Below are 17,158 nucleotides of genomic sequence, written 5' to 3'. Positions count from 1 at the left end.
TCGACCATACTGACTCTTCATTCCCCTTCAGGAGAGTGTCATGTCGAAGCCGTCCAGGAAGAAACTCACCCAGGAACAGCCAGAAAAACTGGGCGGCAAGGCCTACGAAAAAGCGCTCAAGCACCTGCACGTGGAACTGGTGAAGTTGCAGGAGTGGGTGGTGGCCAAAGGCCTGAAGGTATGCATCGTCTTCGAGGGCCGCGATGGCGCCGGCAAGGGCGGCACCATCAAGGCCATTACCGAGCGCGTCAGCCCACGGGTGTTTCGCGTGGTGGCGCTGCCGGCACCGACCGAGCGGGAAAAAACCCAGATGTACCTGCAGCGCTACCTGGGGCATTTGCCTGCAGCGGGCGAGGTAGTGATCTTTGATCGCAGCTGGTACAACCGTGCGGGCGTCGAGCGGGTAATGGGCTTTTGCTCCGACGAACTCGTCGACAAGTTCCTCATCGGTGTGCCCGTGTTCGAAAAGGTCATGGTCGAGTCGGGCATCATCCTCATCAAGTACTGGCTCGAGGTCAGCGCCGAAGAGCAGACCCGCCGCCTGCAGGATCGCATCAACGATGGCCGCAAGCTGTGGAAGCTTTCGCCCATGGACCTCAAGTCGTATACCCGCTGGGATGACTACACCCAGGCGCGTGACGACATGTTCGCCGCGTCGGATACTGCCTGGGCGCCTTGGTTCATGGCCCATTCCAACGATAAACGCCGCGCCCGCCTGAACATCATCAGCCATCTGCTCAGCCGGATTCCGTACAAGGACATCACCCGTGACCAGGTGGTGAAGCTGCCCAAGCGCGGCAAGATCGGCAAGTACAAGGCTGTGGCCTACCCGTTCAAGTTCGTCGAACAACGCTTCTGAACCCCTCCCTGTGGGGAGCTGCGAGGGTAAGAGCTCATGCCACATGACGGCAGCCTGTTGCAGGCGACGGTGGTGTTCCTGTTGGCCGTGGTGCTTCTGGTACCGCTGGCACAGCGCCTGAAAATGGGGGCGGTACCGGGTTACCTGCTGGCGGGTATCCTGATTGGTCCTTCGGTGTTCGGCCTGCTCGACAACCCGGACAACGTGGCGCGGCTGTCGGAGATGGGCGTGGTCATGCTGCTGTTCGTGATTGGCCTTGAGCTCTCACCCCGGCGTCTGTGGACCATGCGCCGGGCGCTGTTTGGCATCGGCAGCTTGCAGGTAGGGCTTACTGCGGTGCTGCTTGGGCTGCTGGCGTACGGGCTGTTCGACCAATCGAAACCCGCTGCCATCGTGCTGGGCCTGGGCCTGGCGCTGTCGTCCACCGCCTTTGGCTTGCAGGTACTGGCCGAGCGCAAGGACCTGGGCAAGCCGCAAGGTCGCCTGGCGGTGGCCATCCTGCTGTTTCAGGACATTGCCGCCATTCCCTTGATTGCCGTGGTGCCGCTGCTCGGGGGCGATGTCAGCACCGCCGACGAAGGGGCCTGGCCACTGCTGGCAGTGGCTGTCGGCATAGGCGTGCTGATTGTCTTTGGTCGCTATCTGTTGACCCCGGTATTCAAGTGGACGGTGGGTTCGGGCTTGCCCGAGCTGTCGACGGCCACGGCCTTGCTGGTGGTGCTGGGCACCGCCTGGCTGATGGAGCACGTGGGCGTGTCGATGGCACTGGGGGCATTTCTGGCCGGCGTGCTGATGGCCGAGTCGCCATTTCGCCACGAACTGGAAACCCAGATCGAGCCGCTCAAAGGCCTGCTGCTGGGGCTGTTCTTCGTTGGCGTGGGCATGAGTGCCGACCTGCGCCTGTTGTTTGGCATGCCACTGATGGTGTTGGGCCTGACCGTGTTGCTGGTCGCCATCAAGCTGCCCTTGCTGTATGGCCTCGGGCGTACGGTTGGCGGGCTCAACAAGGCCCAGGCGTTGTGCCTGGGCGTGGTGCTGGCCTCGGGTGGCGAGTTTGCCTTCGTGGTGTTCAAGCTGGCGCTGGAACATCAGGTGCTGACTCGGCAGGTGCATGACGTGCTGGTGCTGGCCATTACCTTGTCGATGGCGGTGGTACCGCTGGTGATGATGGCCTTGGCGCGGCAGTTACGAGACGACAGCCCCGTGCAGGCCACCCCGGAAACGAGCGACTGAACCGTGGCACATGACGAACCGAATGTTCGGAGGTGAAGCATGCAACCGGGTATCATGCTGGACAGCGCCCTGTCGCGGGGCTTGCTCGATGTGCTGATCAAAGCCGGCCTGGTGGCTGCCTTGGTGATCTTTGCCTTTCAGGTGTTCCAGCCATTTCTGGAGCTGATGCTGTGGGCGGTTATCCTGGCGGTCACCCTGTACCCGTTGCATTGCCGCCTGCAGCGCCGTATCGGCCTCAAGCAGGGGTATGCGGCGGCGCTGGTGGTGGTGCTGGTACTGGTGGTGCTGCTGGTGCCGATCTACCTGGTGGTGATGTCCATCGGCGAATCGGTGGACAGCCTGGTGAAGTTGCTCAAAAGCGGAGCCTGGAGCGTGCCGACCCCACCTGACGCCGTGTCGGCCTGGCCACTGATCGGGCCGAAGGTGCATGCCCTTTGGTTGGCGGCCTCCGAAAACATGGCCAGTGTGCTGAACCAGTGGATGCCCCAGCTCAAGGGCGCCGGGCGCACGGTGCTGGGGGCGGCGGCCAGTGCCGGGGGGGCCTTTTTGCTGTTCATCGGTGCGATCATCATCTCCGGGGTGATCATGGCCTTTGGTGACCGTGGTGAAATCGCGGCACAGCGCATCGCCATGCGGGTGTCGGGTGAGGAGCGGGGCAAGCCATTGGCCAAGTTGTGCACCGCGACCATTCGTGCGGTGGCCCAGGGTGTGATCGGCATTGCGTTCATCCAGATGCTGCTGATCGGCGTCGGCTTCGTGGTCAAAGGGGTGCCAGGGGCCGGCATGCTGGCCATCGTCATCCTCATGCTGGGGATTGCCCAGGCGCCCGCTACACTTGTCACGGTGCCGGTGATCATCTATGTGTTCAACGTCGAAGGCTTTACCGCCGCGACCATCGTGTTTGCGATCTACACCTTCGTTGCCGGGCTGGCCGACAACGTGCTCAAGCCACTGTTGCTGGGGCGAGGGGTGGACGTGCCGATGCCGGTGGTGCTGATCGGGGCGCTGGGCGGCATGGTGGTCAAAGGGATCATCGGCTTGTTCATCGGCCCGGTGATCCTTGGCGTCACCTACGTGTTGTTCTGGCAATGGGTTGCACTGCAGGTGCCGGAGCAACCGGCACCACCTGCTGCCTGAGCCAGGGGCTGCCATGCCCACGCACGGCTATGGTCTAGGGCTGCTGGTAGTGCTGGCCGGCTGCACCCAGGTTGGCCCGGACTTCGAAAAGCCCCAGGCCCCTTGGCTGGCCGGCTGGAGCACGCCTTTGCTGGAGCAGGCAGGACGCAGCGCTGCGGCGCCCGACCTGCGCCGCTGGTGGACGGTGTTCGCCGACCCAATGCTGGACGCGCTGATTGCCGAGGCCGATGCCCACAACACCAACCTTCGCGTGGTAGGCCTGCGCATCGCCGAAGCCCGGGCCCAGCGGGCCATCGTGCAGACCGGGCGTTATCCACAGTTGCAACAGTTGAGCGCGCAGAGCCTGTACCTGAAGCAAGACCAGTCCGGCGCTGCAGCCGCGCGCGACTCGGTGTTCTGGCAATCCAGCGTGGGCTTTGACATCGGTTGGGAAATTGACTTCTGGGGGCGCTTCAGCCGCGCCATCGAAAGCGCAGATGCGGCCTACTTCGTTTCCCGGGCCAACTACGCCGATGCCATGCTGCTGTTGCGTGCACAAGTGGCCGACACCTACTTCGCCCTGCGTACGGCCGAGGCACGGCTGGATATCGCGCGCGAGAACGCCGAGCGCCAGGCGCGTAGCCTGGAGATCACCGAGCGGTTGTTTCGCCCTGGCGAAAATGACGAACTCGACTGGCAGCAGGCGCGCGAGCATGTCAGCTGGGTAGCGTTGCGCGCCACGTTGATTGTGATGCCGACCTTCCTGCTGGCGCTGATTGCTCCGGATCAGTACATGCCGCTGATCATGAAGGCCGTGAGTGTGGGGCAACAGGCCGGCGAAACCCGCGCGCGGGACGCCAGCCGTGAGCTGGTTGGCTCAACATTGCTCGCCGGGTTGCTGGCGATACTGATGTGGGGCGCGTTGAGCCTGTTCGTGCACCTGTGGATGTTTTTTCTGTGGGTGCTGCTGTTCGCGCTCTGGCAGGCGCGGCGGCTGTACCAGGTGGTGCCGAACCGGCAGAGCCCGGCGTACTGGGTGAGCTGCCTGACGACAATGTTGATCCTGCTGGGGCAGTCGGTGCAGGACAGTGCTGGCGGGCAGGATGTGTACAAGGCGTTTGCCGTGCGCATGGCACTGTTTCTGGCGGTGTCGGTGTATGCCAGTGCCATGCTGATCTGGATCGATCGGCGCCGGGTTCGGGCTGCCTAGGGTTGCCAGTCAACCCCGCTCTCATCCAGGTAGGCATCCACCGCCGCGCCCACCGTTGGGTGAAAGGCTTTCTCCCCCATATGCTGGAACAACCCGAACCGCCGCATCTTATCCTTAACCGGGTCCTTCATCTCGGCAAACTGCAACTCCACCCCCCGTGCTTCCAGCGCCCGGTCCAGCTCGGCCAGCATGTCGGCCGAAGTGATGTCGATACTGGTCACTGGCTCCGCCGCGATGATCAACCGCTGCACCGGGGTAGGCGACGCGTCCACTGCCGCCATCACTGTGCTCTGGAACTGCTCGGCGTTGGCGAAGAACAGCGGCGCGTCCCAACGCAGCAGCACCAACCCTGGAATGCGTCGGGCCTGTGGATAACGCTTCACATCATGGTAGCCCCGCGTGCCATCCACCCGGCCCAGTACCGCATGGTGCGGCCGCCAACCGTCCCACAGAAACTCGATCACTGCGATGGCCACGGCGATGCAGATACCGGGAATAGCGCCAAATACGGCTACGCCGACAAAGCAGGTGAACGAGAGCCAGAACTCCCACTGCTGCATGTGGAATATACGTTTGAGGTCGGTGAACTCGAACAGGCCCAGTGCGGCGGCAATCACCACGGCGGCCAAGGCACTGTTGGGCAGGTGCTGCATCAGATTGGGCGCCACCAGTAGCAACAGGGTGACCGTCAGCGCGCCGATAATGCCGGTGAGCTGGGTTTGTGAGCCGGCAGCCTCGGCTACCGGCGTGCGCGATGAACTGCTGCTGATCGGAATACCCTGGAACAGCCCCGAAGCCAAGTTGGCTATACCCAGGCCGAACATTTCCTGGTTTGGGTTGACCGGCATTTTCAGGCGCGCGGCATAGGAGCGCGACAGCACACTGGTGTCGGCGAACGACACCAGCGCTACCGCGATGCCACCGAGCAGCACCTCCACCAGGTCGATGTCGCTGACCCAGGGCAAGACAAAACCGGGCAGCCCTTGGGGCAACTCGCCGAGCACCTTCACGCCTTGCCGGTCGAGCCCCAGCAGGCTCACCGCCAGCGTGGCCAGCACCACGGCAATGAGGATGCCCGGTACCCGCTTGAAGGGCTTGAGCAAAAGGATCAGCACCAGGCTGCCACCACCGACCATGAAGCTTGGCCAATGCCCTTGGCCGGCAAGCAAGGCCTGAATCAGGTTCCAGATATCTCGCAGCGGTCCTTGGCTGTCCACCGACAGGCCGAACAGCTTGGGCAGTTGGCTGATCAACACCGTGAGGGCGATTCCGTTCATGTACCCATAGCGGATCGGCTTGGACAGCAATTCGGTGATGAAGCCCAGGCGCAGCAGCCCGGCAATCACACAGAACGCCCCGGCGACCAGCGCCATCATGCTGGCGATGGCGATTGCCCGCTGCGGGTCGCTGGCGGCGTACTGCACCACCACCGCCAGGATTGGCGCGGCCAGTGCCGAGTCCGGGCCCAGCACGAGGATGCGGCTGGGGCCGAACAGGGCATAGGCCAGCAAGGGGATAATGGTGGCATACAGGCCATAGATGCCGGGTACGCCAGACGCTTCGGCGTAGGCAATGCCCACGGGTACCAGCATGGTGGTGAGCACCAGGCCGGCGGCGATGTCCTTGGCCAGCCAGGCTGGCTTGTAGTGGAGCAAGGTGACCAGGCCAGGTAACCAGCGTTGCCAGTCGAAGCGGGTTGGTTCGGGCATGGTGCGGGCTCTGGGGGAGGCGGGTGCTGATTGACAGAATAGGTGTTGGAGACGGGTAGCGCTTCCGGCGCCCTATCTATAAGATGCGACAAATTCTCATTAACTTCTGGTCCCGCCCGTGCCCGCATCCCACACCAGCAAGCTGGGTCTGTTTTTCAGCGATCACCACCGCTGGTTACTGCGGCATGTGCATCGGCAACTGAGCAACCGCCCGGACGCCGAGGACACGGCTGCCGAAACGTTCTGCCAGCTACTTGCCGCCCGGGTCGACCCCGCGTCCATCGAGCAGCCGCGAGCCTACCTCTCGACCATTGCCCGACGGCTGATCTCCGACCGCCTCCGCCGCCGACGCCTGGAGCAGGCCTATCTGGAGCGGCTGATGCTGCTGCCGGAGGCGCTGGCGCCCTCGCCAGAGGAAACGCACCTGCTGCTGGAGGCCCTGCACGCCATCGACCGTAGCCTGGCCGGGTTGCCACTGGTGGTGAAGAGGGCCTTTCTCATGAGCCAGCTCGATGGCCTGACCTACGCGGAAATCGGCCGACGTCTGGATGTATCCGAACGAACGGTCGGCCGCTACATGACACAGGCCTTGCGCCAGTGCTACCTGAGTGGGGTGCAATCATGAGTCGCCATGCACTGAGCCCGGCTGCCGAGCAGGCCATTGCCTGGATGGTGCGCCTGCGCTCCGGGCGTGACGACGCCCGGCAACAGGCACTGTTCCAGCAGTGGCTGGGGCACGACCCGGCCAACGCCCACGCCTGGGAGCAATTGCAGCGCGGCCTGGGCGGGCACTTTGAGGTGGTGCGTCGGGCCCCCGGTACCTTGCGCGATACCTTGCTGGAACCTGAAGCAGGCCGACGTGATGTGCTACGGGCATTGGCCGGGCTTTCTCTGCTGGGTGGCAGCCTGTGGTTTGCAGTCCGCAGCGACACCGGCCAGGCATTGACTGCCGATATCCGTACCGGCACTGGCGAGCGTCGTAGCCTGACGTTGGCTGATGGCAGCCGGCTGACCCTGAATGCCGGCACGGCGGTCGACCTGGCCTTTTCCGACGGCCGTCGCCTGCTACGCCTGTACAGAGGAGGGCTGGTGGTGCAGGTTGCGGCAGACCCTGCCCGGCCGTTCATCGTGCGCAGCGACCAAGGTGATGTACGCGCGTTGGGCACGCGTTTTCTGGTCGAGCAACTGGCCGATGCCACACGTGTAGTGGTGCTGGAGCATGCCGTGCACGCGTCGCTGCCCAGTGGTACCGAACGGGATCTGCAGGAGGGCCAAGCGGCGTTGTTGCACGCTCAACGCATCGAGCCGTTGCTTACCGGCCAGGCCTACCGCGCCGATTGGGTCCAGGGCCACCTCAGCGTGCTGGACGAACCCTTGGCGGCAGTGATCGACGCACTTCGCCCGTATCGCCCCGGGTTTATCCGCGTCAGCCCACAGGTGCGCAACTTGCGCGTGCAGGGCGTGTTCCCGCTGGATGACAGCGAGCGCACCTTGGCTGCCCTTGAAGAGACCATGCCGATACGGGTGGAGCGCTATGGCCCCTGGATGACCCTGATCGAAGCGCGCTGACGAGGCGTTCATGGCCGCCGATCTTTTAACGGTGACTGTCATTGAATGAAAATTTTTATCATTCGTGTCCGGTTTTTTTCGCTCGTCCCACCTCTCTCCTGATAACAGCAAAAATTCAGGAGTATCCACGTGTTCAAACCCTGGCCCCTCGCCCTTGCCATCACCCTGGCCGCCGTGCCAACGGCCTTCGCCTGGGCAGAAGGTTCCGCGCAGCAACAGCTGCTGCGTTTCGACCTGCCCGCCGCCAGCCTGGCGCACACCCTCAACGCCATTGCCCGCCAAGGCGGGCAGGTGATGTCGCTGGACCCCGCCTTGGTCGTCGGCAAACAGGCATCTGCCATCCAGGGTGAGATGAGCGCCCTGCAAGCCGTGCAAGAGGCGCTGGCGGGCAGCAGTCTGCAACTGATCGTCACCGGCAGTGGCACCTTCAGTGTGGTGCCGGCGGTCGATGCCAAAGGCGCGCTGGAGCTGGGGGCCACCAATATCAATAGCGTGGGCCTGGGCGAAACCACCGAGGGTTCAGGCTCGTACACCACAGGTGCCGTGACCATCGGCAAAACCCCTCAGTCGCTACGGCGCACCCCCCAGTCGGTGACTGTGGTCACGCGCAAGCTGATGGACGACAAGAACCTGGTGTCACTGGACCAGGTGATGGCCCAGACCACAGGTATCACCCGCGCCAACCGTGGTTATGGCAACCACCACTTCAGTTCCCGTGGCTTCGACATCACCGACGACAGTTACATGGTCGACGGCGTGGCCGGGCAGGCCTATGCCTACACCGGCTGGATGATCCCCGACATGGCGGTGTTCGACCGTGTCGAGGTACTGCGCGGTGCCTCGGGCCTGCTGGTGGGGGCAGGTAACCCCGGGGGCGCGGTGAACCTGGTGCGCAAGCGCCCGACTGCTGAACCGCGTTTGTCCGTGACCACCCGCGCGGGCTCCTGGGATTACTACCGCCTCGACCTGGACGCCAGTGGCAGGCTGAATCCTGAAGGCTCCTTGCGTGGCCGCATGGTGGCGTCCTACGAGGACCGTGGCTACTTCACCGATGTCAGCAAGGCCAAGCGGCCGTTGCTGTACGGCATTGTCGAAGGCGACCTGAGCGACGCCACTACCGTGGCCCTGGGCTTGCGCCGGCAAACCTCGCGCATCGATGGTTACAGTGTGCTGGGCCTGCCGAACAACCCCGACGGCAGCAATCCGCACCTCAAGCGTTCCACCTTCCTGGGCCAGGACTGGGCCACGCTGCAAACCCGTACCGATGAAGTGTTTGCCGACCTGAACCACCGCTTCAACGACAGCTGGGCTGGCAAGCTGGCGCTGTCGCATTCCGAAAGCCGCTACAACCGCAGTGCCATCGAGTGGAGTGCAGAAGATACGCTGGAGTACGGCAGCCCCACGGGGCCGATGATCAACGACACCAGTTTTCACAAGTTCGATGTCACCGCCAACGCGGTGGACGGCCACCTGGACGGCGAGTTCGAGGCCTTCGGTCTGAGCCATCAGCTCTCACTGGGGGCCAACTGGTCCAGGCGCAAGATGAACGACAAGGACGCCATGGTAAAGCTGGACAGCCCCATCCCGCTCAATGTGTTCGACCCGGACCACAGCATTGTCCCCGAGCCTTCGCGCCAAGGCTGGGACTACCAGGATGACACCTTCGACACCCGCTACGGGACCTACCTCAATGCCCGCTTGCACATGACAGAGGACCTGAGCCTGGTGCTGGGCGGGCGCCTGAGCTGGTACAAGACTGAGGCTTGGGATGGCGAGCGTAAAAGCACCAATGAACAGAAGCACGAGTTCACGCCATTTGTAGGTGCCATCTACGACTTGAACAACAACTGGTCGCTGTACGCCAGCTATGCGGACATCTTCATGCCCCAAGCCAGCTACCGCAGTGCTGGCGGCAAGTTGCTCGACCCCGCCATCGGCTCCAACTATGAAACCGGCATCAAGGGGGAGTTGTTCGACAAGCGCCTGAACCTGTCCTTCGCGCTGTTCTACATTGAGCAGAAAGACGTCGCCACTCGCGACTACGCCAACGACGGCAATTGCCCGAATGACGTTGCCGGCCGTTGCTACGTGAACAGCGATGGCATCAGCCGCAGCAAGGGCTTCGAAGCGGAGGCCAGCGGTGAGTTGCTGCCAGGCCTGCAAGTGGCAGCAGGCTACACCTTCAACACCACGCAGTCAGAGACGGGTGGGCCGATCTCGGCGCAAACGCCCAAGCACCTGTTGCGGGTGAATACCAACTACACCCTGCCCGGTGAGTGGAACCGCCTCAGCGTCGGGGGCGGCGTGTCGGCCCAGTCCCATTACTACGATGCCTACAACGGTGTGAGCAACAGCGGCCGGGCGGTGTTCGATGTACGGGCGGCGTACAAGCTCGATAAGCACTGGACGGTGGGCGTGGACATGGAGAACCTGTTGGACCGCAAGTACTTCGACTCGACCGGCTACTGGACGCGCGGTACCACGTACGGCACGCCGCGCAGCTACATGCTGAGTTTGCGCGGGGATTTCTGAAGCCCGCCTCAAGCATCTCCCACAAAGCACGTACATGTACGGGCAAAACAAAACCCCTTGAAGCGTAAGCCTCAAGGGGTTTGTGGTTACAGCAGGCTAGCGCTTAGACGTTAAAGCGGAAGTGCATCACATCACCGTCCTTGACGATGTAATCCTTGCCTTCCAAACGCCATTTACCGGCTTCCTTGGCACCGCTCTCACCCTTGAACTGGATGAAGTCGTCATAGGCCACCACTTCAGCGCGGATGAAGCCTTTTTCGAAGTCGGTGTGGATCACGCCAGCGGCTTGTGGTGCGGTGGCACCCACGCGTACGGTCCAGGCACGTACTTCCTGCACGCCGGCAGTGAAGTAGGTTTGCAGGTTAAGCAGTTCGTAACCGGCGCGGATCACGCGGTTCAGGCCAGGCTCTTCCAGGCCCAGGGCCTCAAGGAACATGTCCTTTTCTTCGCCGTCGTCCAGCTCGGCGATTTCTGCTTCGATCTTGTTGCACACCGGCACCACCACCGCGCCTTCTTCCTCGGCAATGGCCTTGACCACGTCCAGGTGCGGGTTATTGTCGAAGCCGTCTTCCGCCACGTTGGCGATGTACATGACCGGCTTGCTGGTCAGCAGGTGGAAGCCGCGGATGACCGCCTTGTCTTCGGCGCTCATGTTCTTCATCAGGCTGCGCGCAGGCTTGCCTTCGGTGAAGTGCGGGATCAGCTGTTCCAGGATGGCCTTCTGCGCCAGGGCTTCCTTGTCGCCGCCTTTGGCGTTGCGGGCAACCTTCTGCAGTTGCTTCTCACAGCTGTCGAGGTCGGCGAAGATCAATTCGAGGTCGATGATCTCGATGTCACGCTTGGGGTCGACACTGTTGGAAACGTGGATCACGTTTTCGTCTTCGAAGCAGCGCACCACATGGGCAATGGCGTCGGTCTCGCGGATGTTGGCGAGGAACTTGTTGCCCAGGCCTTCGCCTTTCGACGCACCCGCCACCAGGCCGGCGATGTCGACGAACTCCATGGTGGTTGGCAGGATGCGGTTTGGCTTGACGATTTCAGCCAGCGCATTCAGGCGCGCATCGGGCATCGGCACGATGCCGCTGTTTGGCTCGATGGTGCAGAAAGGGAAGTTCTCCGCCGCGATGCCAGACTTGGTCAGGGCGTTGAACAGGGTGGACTTGCCGACGTTGGGCAGGCCGACGATGCCGCAATTGAAACCCATGGGTATTCCCCTCTCTAAAGGAAATCAGGCCTTCTGGCTGTGCAGCTCGCGCATCGCCTTGGCGAAGTCGCCGGCAAGCACGTCCGGCAGCACGCCGAGGGCAAAATCGATGCTGGCGTCGAGCTTCTCCTGCTCGGCGCGCGGCGCGCGGCCCAGGACGAAGTTGGAGACCAGTTTGGCGTCGCCCGGGTGGCCGATGCCAAGCCGCAGGCGGTGGAAGTCGTTCTGGTTGCCGAGCTGCGCGATGATGTCGCGCAGGCCGTTATGCCCACCATGGCCGCCGCCGCGCTTGAGCTTGGCAACGCCCGGAGGCAGGTCGAGTTCGTCGTGCGCCACCAGGATCGCTTCCGGCTTGATGCGGAAGAAATTGGCCAAGGCCGCCACGGACTGGCCGCTACGGTTCATGTAGGTGGTGGGGATCAACAAACGAACGTCGTTGCCCTGATGGCTGAACTTAGCCGTCAGGCCGAAATATTTCTTGTCAGCGGTCAGCGAAACACGCTGGGCGCTGGCAATGCGTTCAACGAAAAGAGCCCCTGCGTTATGCCGGGTCTGTTCGTATTCGGGGCCGGGGTTACCCAGGCCGACGATCAACTGGATGGCGGTCACGTCAGGGGCTCTTCCTTGGAGTTGGTGGGTTACAGGGCGCGCGGCACTGTAACCCGATCAACGCCGGCGTGCGAGTAGATTACTCGGCAGCGCCTTCTGCTTCTGGAGCAACGCGTGGAGCGTGAACGTTGGCAACAGCTTTGTCATCACCGTGGGCCAGAGCTACGAACTCTACGCCTTTCGGAGCTTTCAGGTCCGACAGGTGGATGATGGTGCCGACTTCGGCGTTGGCCAGGTCAACTTCGATGAACTCAGGCAGGTCTTTGGCTTCGCAGGAAACTTCGATCTCGGAAACAACGTGGGAGATCTCGCCGCCTTTCTTGACCGGTGCTTCTTCGTTGATGAAGTGCACTGGAACAACAGCGGTCAGTTTCTGGCCAGCAACAACGCGAACGAAGTCGGCGTGCATGATGAACTGCTTGGCTGGGTGGCGCTGCATGGCCTTGATGATGACGTTTTGCTTAACGCCGTCAACGTTCAGCTCGATAACGTGGCTGAAGGCAGCTTCGTTTTCGAACAGCTTGGTGATTTCCTTGGCCAGGATGGTCAGGGATTGAGCTTCTTTATCGCCACCGTAGACAACGGCTGGGATGCTCTGCGAGTGACGCAGGCGGCGGCTCGCACCTTTCCCCAGGTCAGTACGCGCTTGGGCGTTCAGGATGAAATCAGTCATTTTGCTTCTCCAAAATAGCCCCCCGAGGGCGTTTGCGACCAGCGCCAACGGGGATGGCAAAAAAGCCCCGCCCCAACACATGTTGGGGCGGGGCGCTTCACATCAACACGCGTTCCGCTTAGCGGAACATCGCGCTGATCGATTCTTCGTTGCTGATACGGCGCACCGCTTCAGCGACAACCGGTGCGATATCCAGCTGGCGGATACGGTCACAGGCTTGAGCAGCGGCGGACAGCGGAACGGTGTTGGTCACCACCAGCTCGTCCAGTACCGACTTCTCGATGTTCTCGATCGCGCGGCCCGACAGGACAGGGTGCGTGCAGTAGGCGTAAACCTTGGCAGCGCCGTGTTCTTTCAGGGCTTTGGCCGCGTGGCACAGGGTACCGGCGGTGTCGACCATGTCGTCTACCAGGATGCAGGTGCGCCCTTCGACGTCGCCGATGATGTGCATAACCTCGGAGTGGTTAGCCTTTTCGCGGCGCTTGTCGATGATACCCAGGTCGACACCCAGGGACTTGGCGACTGCACGTGCACGCACGACACCACCGATGTCCGGGGAGACGATCATCAGGTTCTCGAAACGCTGGTCTTCGATGTCGTCGACCAGTACGGGCGAGCCGTAGATGTTGTCGACCGGGATATCGAAGAAGCCTTGGATCTGGTCAGCGTGCAGGTCGACGGTGAGAACACGGTCGATACCCACGACAGTGAGCATGTCAGCGACGACTTTGGCGCTGATGGCTACACGTGCCGAACGCGGACGGCGGTCCTGGCGGGCATATCCGAAGTAAGGAATCACGGCGGTGATTCGGGATGCTGAGGAGCGGCGGAAGGCGTCGGCCATCACTACCAGTTCCATCAGGTTATCGTTGGTCGGAGCACAGGTCGGCTGAATAATGAAAACGTCTTTACCGCGAACATTTTCATTGATCTCAGTGCTGATCTCACCGTCGGAGAATTTACCGACAGAGACGTCACCGAGAGGGATATGCAGCTGACGTACGACACGCCGAGCCAGATCGGGGTTAGCGTTCCCCGTAAAGACCATCATCTTGGACACGCGCAGTACCTGAAGGCTGAGGGTATACCTGGATGAGTATAAGGAAAATGGCAGGGGCGGCTGGATTCGAACCAACGCATGGCAGGATCAAAACCTGCTGCCTTACCGCTTGGCGACGCCCCTGTATCTGTTGCTGCGAACGCTTATGCGCTCGACTTCTTGACCAGACTTTGCAGCTTGCGATGCAACATCGAAACATTGCTTCCTTTCGCCACAAACCCTGTTTGGGTCGCTGAAAGAAGGGCCAGAACTTTATCAGCTTCGGCTTTGCTTGGGAAGGCCCCAAACACACAACTTCCAGTGCCGGTTAGTCGAGCCTCAGTGAATTTTCCCAGTGAATTCAACGCATTGCGAACTTCTGGGTAATTCTGCTCTACCACCGGTTGGCAGTCATTTCGACTGTTTCCCTTGGGAACGGGGCGCATCTTAAGGGGGAGTGAATCACGTGTCAACTGTGGATGTGAAAAAATTTCTACTGTGCTGACAGACACTTGCGGCACCAGCACGACATACCAGGGTTCTTCCGGGTCTACAGGGGTGAGTTGTTCGCCCACGCCCTGGGCGAACGCCGCATGGCCGCGCACGAATACCGGTACGTCGGCGCCCAGGCTCAGGCCCAGTGCGGCCAGGCGGTCTTCGTCCCAGTCCAGCTGCCAAAGGTGGGCCAGGGCCAGCAGGGTGGTGGCGGCGTCCGAGCTGCCACCACCGATGCCGCCACCCATGGGCAGCACTTTGGTCAGCCAGATGTCGGCGCCGAGCGGGGTGCCGGATTGCTCCTGCAACTTGCGGGCTGCGCGCACGATCAGGTTGCTGTCGTGCGGTACGGCGTCTATCTCGGTGTGCAGGTGGATCACGCCATCGTCACGCAGGGCGAAACTCAGTTCGTCGCCATGCTCGAGAAACTGGAACACGGTTTCCAGCTCGTGGTAACCATCTGGGCGGCGGCCGATGATGTGCAGCCACAGGTTGAGCTTGGCCGGAGCGGGCAGGGTGAGCGTTTGCATGTGATCAGTGCCCCAGCTGGCGTGGCTGCCAGTCCTTGACCACCAGGGTCACGTCCAGGTCCTTGCCGTGCAGTTTCAGGCGCTCGGGCAGCCAGTAGCCGTTCTGTTCGGTGTAGCTCAGGTACTGTACTTGCCAGCCGTCCTGGTCGAGGCTGGCCAAGCGGCTGTCACCGTCCAGGGTCAGCTTGCTCTTGCTGTCGGGGGCGGGCAGGCCGCGTACCCACCAGACCAGGTGCGACACCGGCAGTTGCCAGCCAAGCTGCTCTTCCAGCAGGGCTTCGGGGCTCGTGGCCTCGTAACGGCCCTGGTTGGCCACTTCCAGTACCACGCCACCTGGGCGGCCGGTCAGGCGTGCGGCACCCCGGCCCAGCGGGCCGGCAAGGCGGATGTCGTAGTAGTCCTGGCGCTGCAACCAGAACAGCGTGCCGCTGCCGGAGTCGCGCGGGGCGCGGATGCCGACCTTGCCGTTGATCTGCCAGCCATCGAGGCTGCTCAGTTGTTCTTTATGGGCGCGCCACTGTTGTGGGTTGCCGTGGCCCTGCAGGGCCTCGCGGCTACCGAAACCGGCACAACCGGCCAGCAGGGCGATCAGGGTGAAGGTGATGCAATGGCGCAGGAACATGGCGTTAAAGGGTCTCGGATCCGGTCAGGCGCAGGAGGGTCTTGCGCAGGATGGGGCTGTCGGCCTGGGCCTCGAAGCCTTTGGCCCACACCTGGCGGGCTTCGCGGCGCTTGCCGTTGGCCCACAGCACTTCGCCCAGATGGGCGGCCACTTCATGGTCGGGGAAATTGGTAAAGGCCTGGCGCAGGTAGGTTTCGGCCTCGTCGAGGTTACCCAGGCGATAGTTGACCCAGCCCAGGCTGTCGAGCACTGCCGGGTCGTCCGGGGTCAACTGGTGGGCCTTGTCGATCAGCGCCTTGGCTTCGTTGTAGCGGGTAGTGCGGTCGGCCAGGGTGTAACCCAGGGCGTTCAGGGCCATGGCATTTTCTGGTTCGCGGGTGATGATGGCGCGCAGGTCTTTCTCCATCTGTGCCAGGTCATCGCGTTTTTCGGCCAGCATGGCGCGGGTGTACAGCAGGTTGAGGTCGTCCGGGTACCGTTGGATGGCTTGTTGAAGCACCTGGTTGGCCTGGGCGTCCTTGTTGTTGTTGCTGTAGCTTTCCGACTCGATCAGGTACAGCTGGATGGCGAGGTCCGGCTGGGCTTCGCGGGCTTCGGCGAGCAGGCGCGAAGCGTCGGTGCCTCGGCCGTTGGCAATCAGGATGTCGGCCTGGCGCAGTTGCGCTGGCAGGTAATCGGGGCCAGGGCCGACCAGTGCGTATTCGCGCAGGGCGCCTGCGGGGTCGTGGCGCTCTTCCCGGATGCGGCCCAGGTTCAGGTGCGCGGCGTCGACGTTGCTGTCACGCTCGATCAGTTCCTGCAGGTAGCCTTCGGCTTCATCCCAGTCTTTGTTCTCCAGGCACACCAGCGCCAGGGAGTAACGAAGTTCGTCATCGTCGGGGTACTGCTGGACCAGGCTGAGGAACTCGCCCTTGGCATCGGCGATGCGGTCTTGCTCGACCAGGGTGCGGGCGTAGGTCAGGCGCAGGCGCTTGTCATCCGGGTTGTCGCGGATAGCGCCGCGTAGCAGTGGCAGGGCTTCCGGGCCACGGTCCAGGGCCTGCAGCAATCGGGCGCGCAGCAGGATGGGGGCGACTTCGCCGTTTTGCGCCGGATGCGACTCCAGCAGCTCCAGTGCCTCTTCGGCCTTGCCGTCCTGATTCAGCAGTAGCGCTTTGCCGAACACCAGCTGGCCGTTGTTCGGGTATTTCACCAGCAGGCGCTCGAAGCTTTGCAGCAGGCCATCGCGGGTGCTCTGGTCGGTTTCGGCGGCAGACAGGGCGAGGAAGTCGAAGTGGGTGTCGCCTTGGCCCTGCAGCACCTTTTCCATATAGGCCATGGCGTCGTCATAGCGGCCGGCGCGGGCCAGCTGGATGGCGGCGGCGCGTTGGGCGTCGAGGTTTTGCGGGTCGTTGCGGGCCCAGACCAGGGCATTGTCCAGCGATGGCTCGTCGGCGCCGAGGTATTCGGCGATGCGATAGGCACGTTCGGAAACTCCGGGGTCCTGGGTTTTGGCGGCCTGGTCGGTGTAGTTGGCCAAGGCGATGTCGAAGCGGTTGCGCTGGCCGGCCAGCTCTGCGACCAGCAGGCTATAGAGTGTGTCCTGCTTGAACGAGCCATACACCATGGGCTTTTGGGCCTCGCTCTTTGCGGCCTCGGCGACGGGAGGCTCGGCCTTTTGCGGGGCCAGGCTCTGGCAGCCCTGGAGCAGGGCGAAGGCAAGCAGCAATGCGTATGGTTTGTTCATAGAAAGGCTTATAGGAGGACTCACCGGCGGTC

15 protein-coding genes and 1 tRNA gene are annotated in these 17,158 nt (G+C 62.5%); 7 read left to right on the top strand and 9 right to left on the bottom strand.

Annotated features, from left to right (window positions below):
- Positions 1-40 precede the first annotated feature (40 nt).
- Genes ppk2 through ACF8MI_RS17610 form a run of 4 tightly spaced genes read left to right on the top strand, consistent with a single transcriptional unit; the run spans position 41 to position 4,418 of the window.
- Positions 41-859: a polyphosphate kinase 2 gene (gene ppk2 / locus ACF8MI_RS17625; protein ID WP_060500202.1), complete on the top strand. Its 819-nt coding sequence runs from the start codon at positions 41-43 to the stop codon at positions 857-859.
- A 36-nt stretch (positions 860-895) separates the two neighbouring features.
- Entirely contained in the window at positions 896-2,092 is a 1,197-nt protein-coding gene (locus tag ACF8MI_RS17620) for a monovalent cation:proton antiporter-2 (CPA2) family protein (protein ID WP_060500200.1), read from the top strand.
- Positions 2,093-2,131: 39 nt separating this feature from the next.
- Positions 2,132-3,229 carry an AI-2E family transporter gene (locus tag ACF8MI_RS17615; protein WP_104833481.1) on the top strand — a complete coding sequence of 366 codons (1,098 nt, stop codon included), beginning with the start codon at positions 2,132-2,134 and terminating at the stop codon, positions 3,227-3,229.
- Positions 3,230-3,242: 13 nt separating this feature from the next.
- Positions 3,243-4,418, top strand: a complete 1,176-nt coding sequence (locus ACF8MI_RS17610; protein WP_223623705.1) for a TolC family protein — start codon at positions 3,243-3,245, stop codon at positions 4,416-4,418.
- Here the strand turns inward: ACF8MI_RS17610 and ACF8MI_RS17605 are convergent.
- Positions 4,415-6,127, bottom strand: a complete 1,713-nt coding sequence (locus ACF8MI_RS17605; RefSeq protein ID WP_104833480.1) for a SulP family inorganic anion transporter — start codon at positions 6,125-6,127, stop codon at positions 4,415-4,417. The genes ACF8MI_RS17610 and ACF8MI_RS17605 overlap by 4 nt on opposite strands.
- Before the next feature lie 118 nt (positions 6,128-6,245).
- On the opposite strand from ACF8MI_RS17605, the gene ACF8MI_RS17600 reads away from it, so the two are divergent.
- From ACF8MI_RS17600 to ACF8MI_RS17590, 3 genes are all read left to right on the top strand, one after another.
- Positions 6,246-6,752, top strand: coding sequence for a sigma-70 family RNA polymerase sigma factor (locus ACF8MI_RS17600; protein ID WP_060500192.1), 507 nt, complete (start codon positions 6,246-6,248; stop codon positions 6,750-6,752).
- Positions 6,749-7,696, top strand: a complete 948-nt coding sequence (locus ACF8MI_RS17595; protein WP_200929087.1) for a FecR domain-containing protein — start codon at positions 6,749-6,751, stop codon at positions 7,694-7,696. The genes ACF8MI_RS17600 and ACF8MI_RS17595 overlap by 4 nt, the downstream gene beginning before the upstream one ends.
- A gap of 129 nt (positions 7,697-7,825) precedes the next feature.
- Positions 7,826-10,228 (top strand): TonB-dependent siderophore receptor, encoded by a 2,403-nt coding sequence (locus ACF8MI_RS17590; protein WP_060500188.1) that lies wholly within the window; start codon positions 7,826-7,828, stop codon positions 10,226-10,228.
- A 103-nt stretch (positions 10,229-10,331) separates the two neighbouring features.
- Here ACF8MI_RS17590 and ychF read toward each other — a convergent pair whose 3' ends face one another.
- From ychF to ACF8MI_RS17550, 8 genes are all read right to left on the bottom strand, one after another.
- Positions 10,332-11,432 (bottom strand): redox-regulated ATPase YchF, encoded by a 1,101-nt coding sequence (ychF, locus tag ACF8MI_RS17585; RefSeq protein WP_016713314.1) that lies wholly within the window; start codon positions 11,430-11,432, stop codon positions 10,332-10,334.
- 24 nt (positions 11,433-11,456) lie between these two features.
- Positions 11,457-12,041: an aminoacyl-tRNA hydrolase gene (gene pth / locus ACF8MI_RS17580; RefSeq protein WP_012270476.1), complete on the bottom strand. Its 585-nt coding sequence runs from the start codon at positions 12,039-12,041 to the stop codon at positions 11,457-11,459.
- Between the two features lie 79 nt (positions 12,042-12,120).
- Positions 12,121-12,714: a 50S ribosomal protein L25/general stress protein Ctc gene (locus ACF8MI_RS17575; protein ID WP_060500186.1), complete on the bottom strand. Its 594-nt coding sequence runs from the start codon at positions 12,712-12,714 to the stop codon at positions 12,121-12,123.
- Between the two features lie 118 nt (positions 12,715-12,832).
- Positions 12,833-13,774 (bottom strand): ribose-phosphate pyrophosphokinase, encoded by a 942-nt coding sequence (locus tag ACF8MI_RS17570; RefSeq protein WP_003247410.1) that lies wholly within the window; start codon positions 13,772-13,774, stop codon positions 12,833-12,835.
- Between the two features lie 48 nt (positions 13,775-13,822).
- A tRNA-Gln gene (locus tag ACF8MI_RS17565) sits at positions 13,823-13,897 on the bottom strand.
- A 20-nt stretch (positions 13,898-13,917) separates the two neighbouring features.
- A complete protein-coding gene (ispE, locus tag ACF8MI_RS17560) occupies positions 13,918-14,778 on the bottom strand; it encodes a 4-(cytidine 5'-diphospho)-2-C-methyl-D-erythritol kinase (RefSeq protein WP_060500184.1) in 861 nt (286 codons plus the stop codon).
- 4 nt (positions 14,779-14,782) lie between these two features.
- Complete coding sequence (gene lolB / locus ACF8MI_RS17555; RefSeq protein ID WP_016713311.1) at positions 14,783-15,400, bottom strand: lipoprotein insertase outer membrane protein LolB; 618 nt, start codon at positions 15,398-15,400, stop codon at positions 14,783-14,785.
- Positions 15,401-15,404: 4 nt separating this feature from the next.
- Entirely contained in the window at positions 15,405-17,126 is a 1,722-nt protein-coding gene (locus ACF8MI_RS17550) for a tetratricopeptide repeat protein (RefSeq protein WP_104833429.1), read from the bottom strand.
- Positions 17,127-17,158: the final 32 nt, after the last annotated feature.

This window comes from Pseudomonas sp. yb_9 (assembly GCF_043103635.1).
GTDB classification, from domain to species: Bacteria; Pseudomonadota; Gammaproteobacteria; order Pseudomonadales; family Pseudomonadaceae; genus Aquipseudomonas; species Aquipseudomonas monteilii.
The sequence above is the reverse complement of the archived record's forward strand: the minus strand, read 5'-3'. Positions and strand labels throughout refer to the sequence as shown.

What these genes read in the sequence shown, in the direction of transcription:
- ppk2 (WP_060500202.1), top strand. Translation starts at nt 41, where the DNA reads ATGTCGAAGCCGTCCAGGAAGAAACTCACCCAGGAACAGCCAGAAAAA.
- ACF8MI_RS17620 (WP_060500200.1), top strand. Translation starts at nt 896, where the DNA reads ATGCCACATGACGGCAGCCTGTTGCAGGCGACGGTGGTGTTCCTGTTG.
- ACF8MI_RS17615 (WP_104833481.1), top strand. Translation starts at nt 2,132, where the DNA reads ATGCAACCGGGTATCATGCTGGACAGCGCCCTGTCGCGGGGCTTGCTC.
- ACF8MI_RS17610 (WP_223623705.1), top strand. Translation starts at nt 3,243, where the DNA reads ATGCCCACGCACGGCTATGGTCTAGGGCTGCTGGTAGTGCTGGCCGGC.
- ACF8MI_RS17605 (WP_104833480.1), bottom strand. Translation starts at nt 6,127, where the DNA reads ATGCCCGAACCAACCCGCTTCGACTGGCAACGCTGGTTACCTGGCCTG.
- ACF8MI_RS17595 (WP_200929087.1), top strand. Translation starts at nt 6,749, where the DNA reads ATGAGTCGCCATGCACTGAGCCCGGCTGCCGAGCAGGCCATTGCCTGG.
- ychF (WP_016713314.1), bottom strand. Translation starts at nt 11,432, where the DNA reads ATGGGTTTCAATTGCGGCATCGTCGGCCTGCCCAACGTCGGCAAGTCC.
- ACF8MI_RS17575 (WP_060500186.1), bottom strand. Translation starts at nt 12,714, where the DNA reads ATGACTGATTTCATCCTGAACGCCCAAGCGCGTACTGACCTGGGGAAA.
- ispE (WP_060500184.1), bottom strand. Translation starts at nt 14,778, where the DNA reads ATGCAAACGCTCACCCTGCCCGCTCCGGCCAAGCTCAACCTGTGGCTG.
- lolB (WP_016713311.1), bottom strand. Translation starts at nt 15,400, where the DNA reads ATGTTCCTGCGCCATTGCATCACCTTCACCCTGATCGCCCTGCTGGCC.
- ACF8MI_RS17550 (WP_104833429.1), bottom strand. Translation starts at nt 17,126, where the DNA reads ATGAACAAACCATACGCATTGCTGCTTGCCTTCGCCCTGCTCCAGGGC.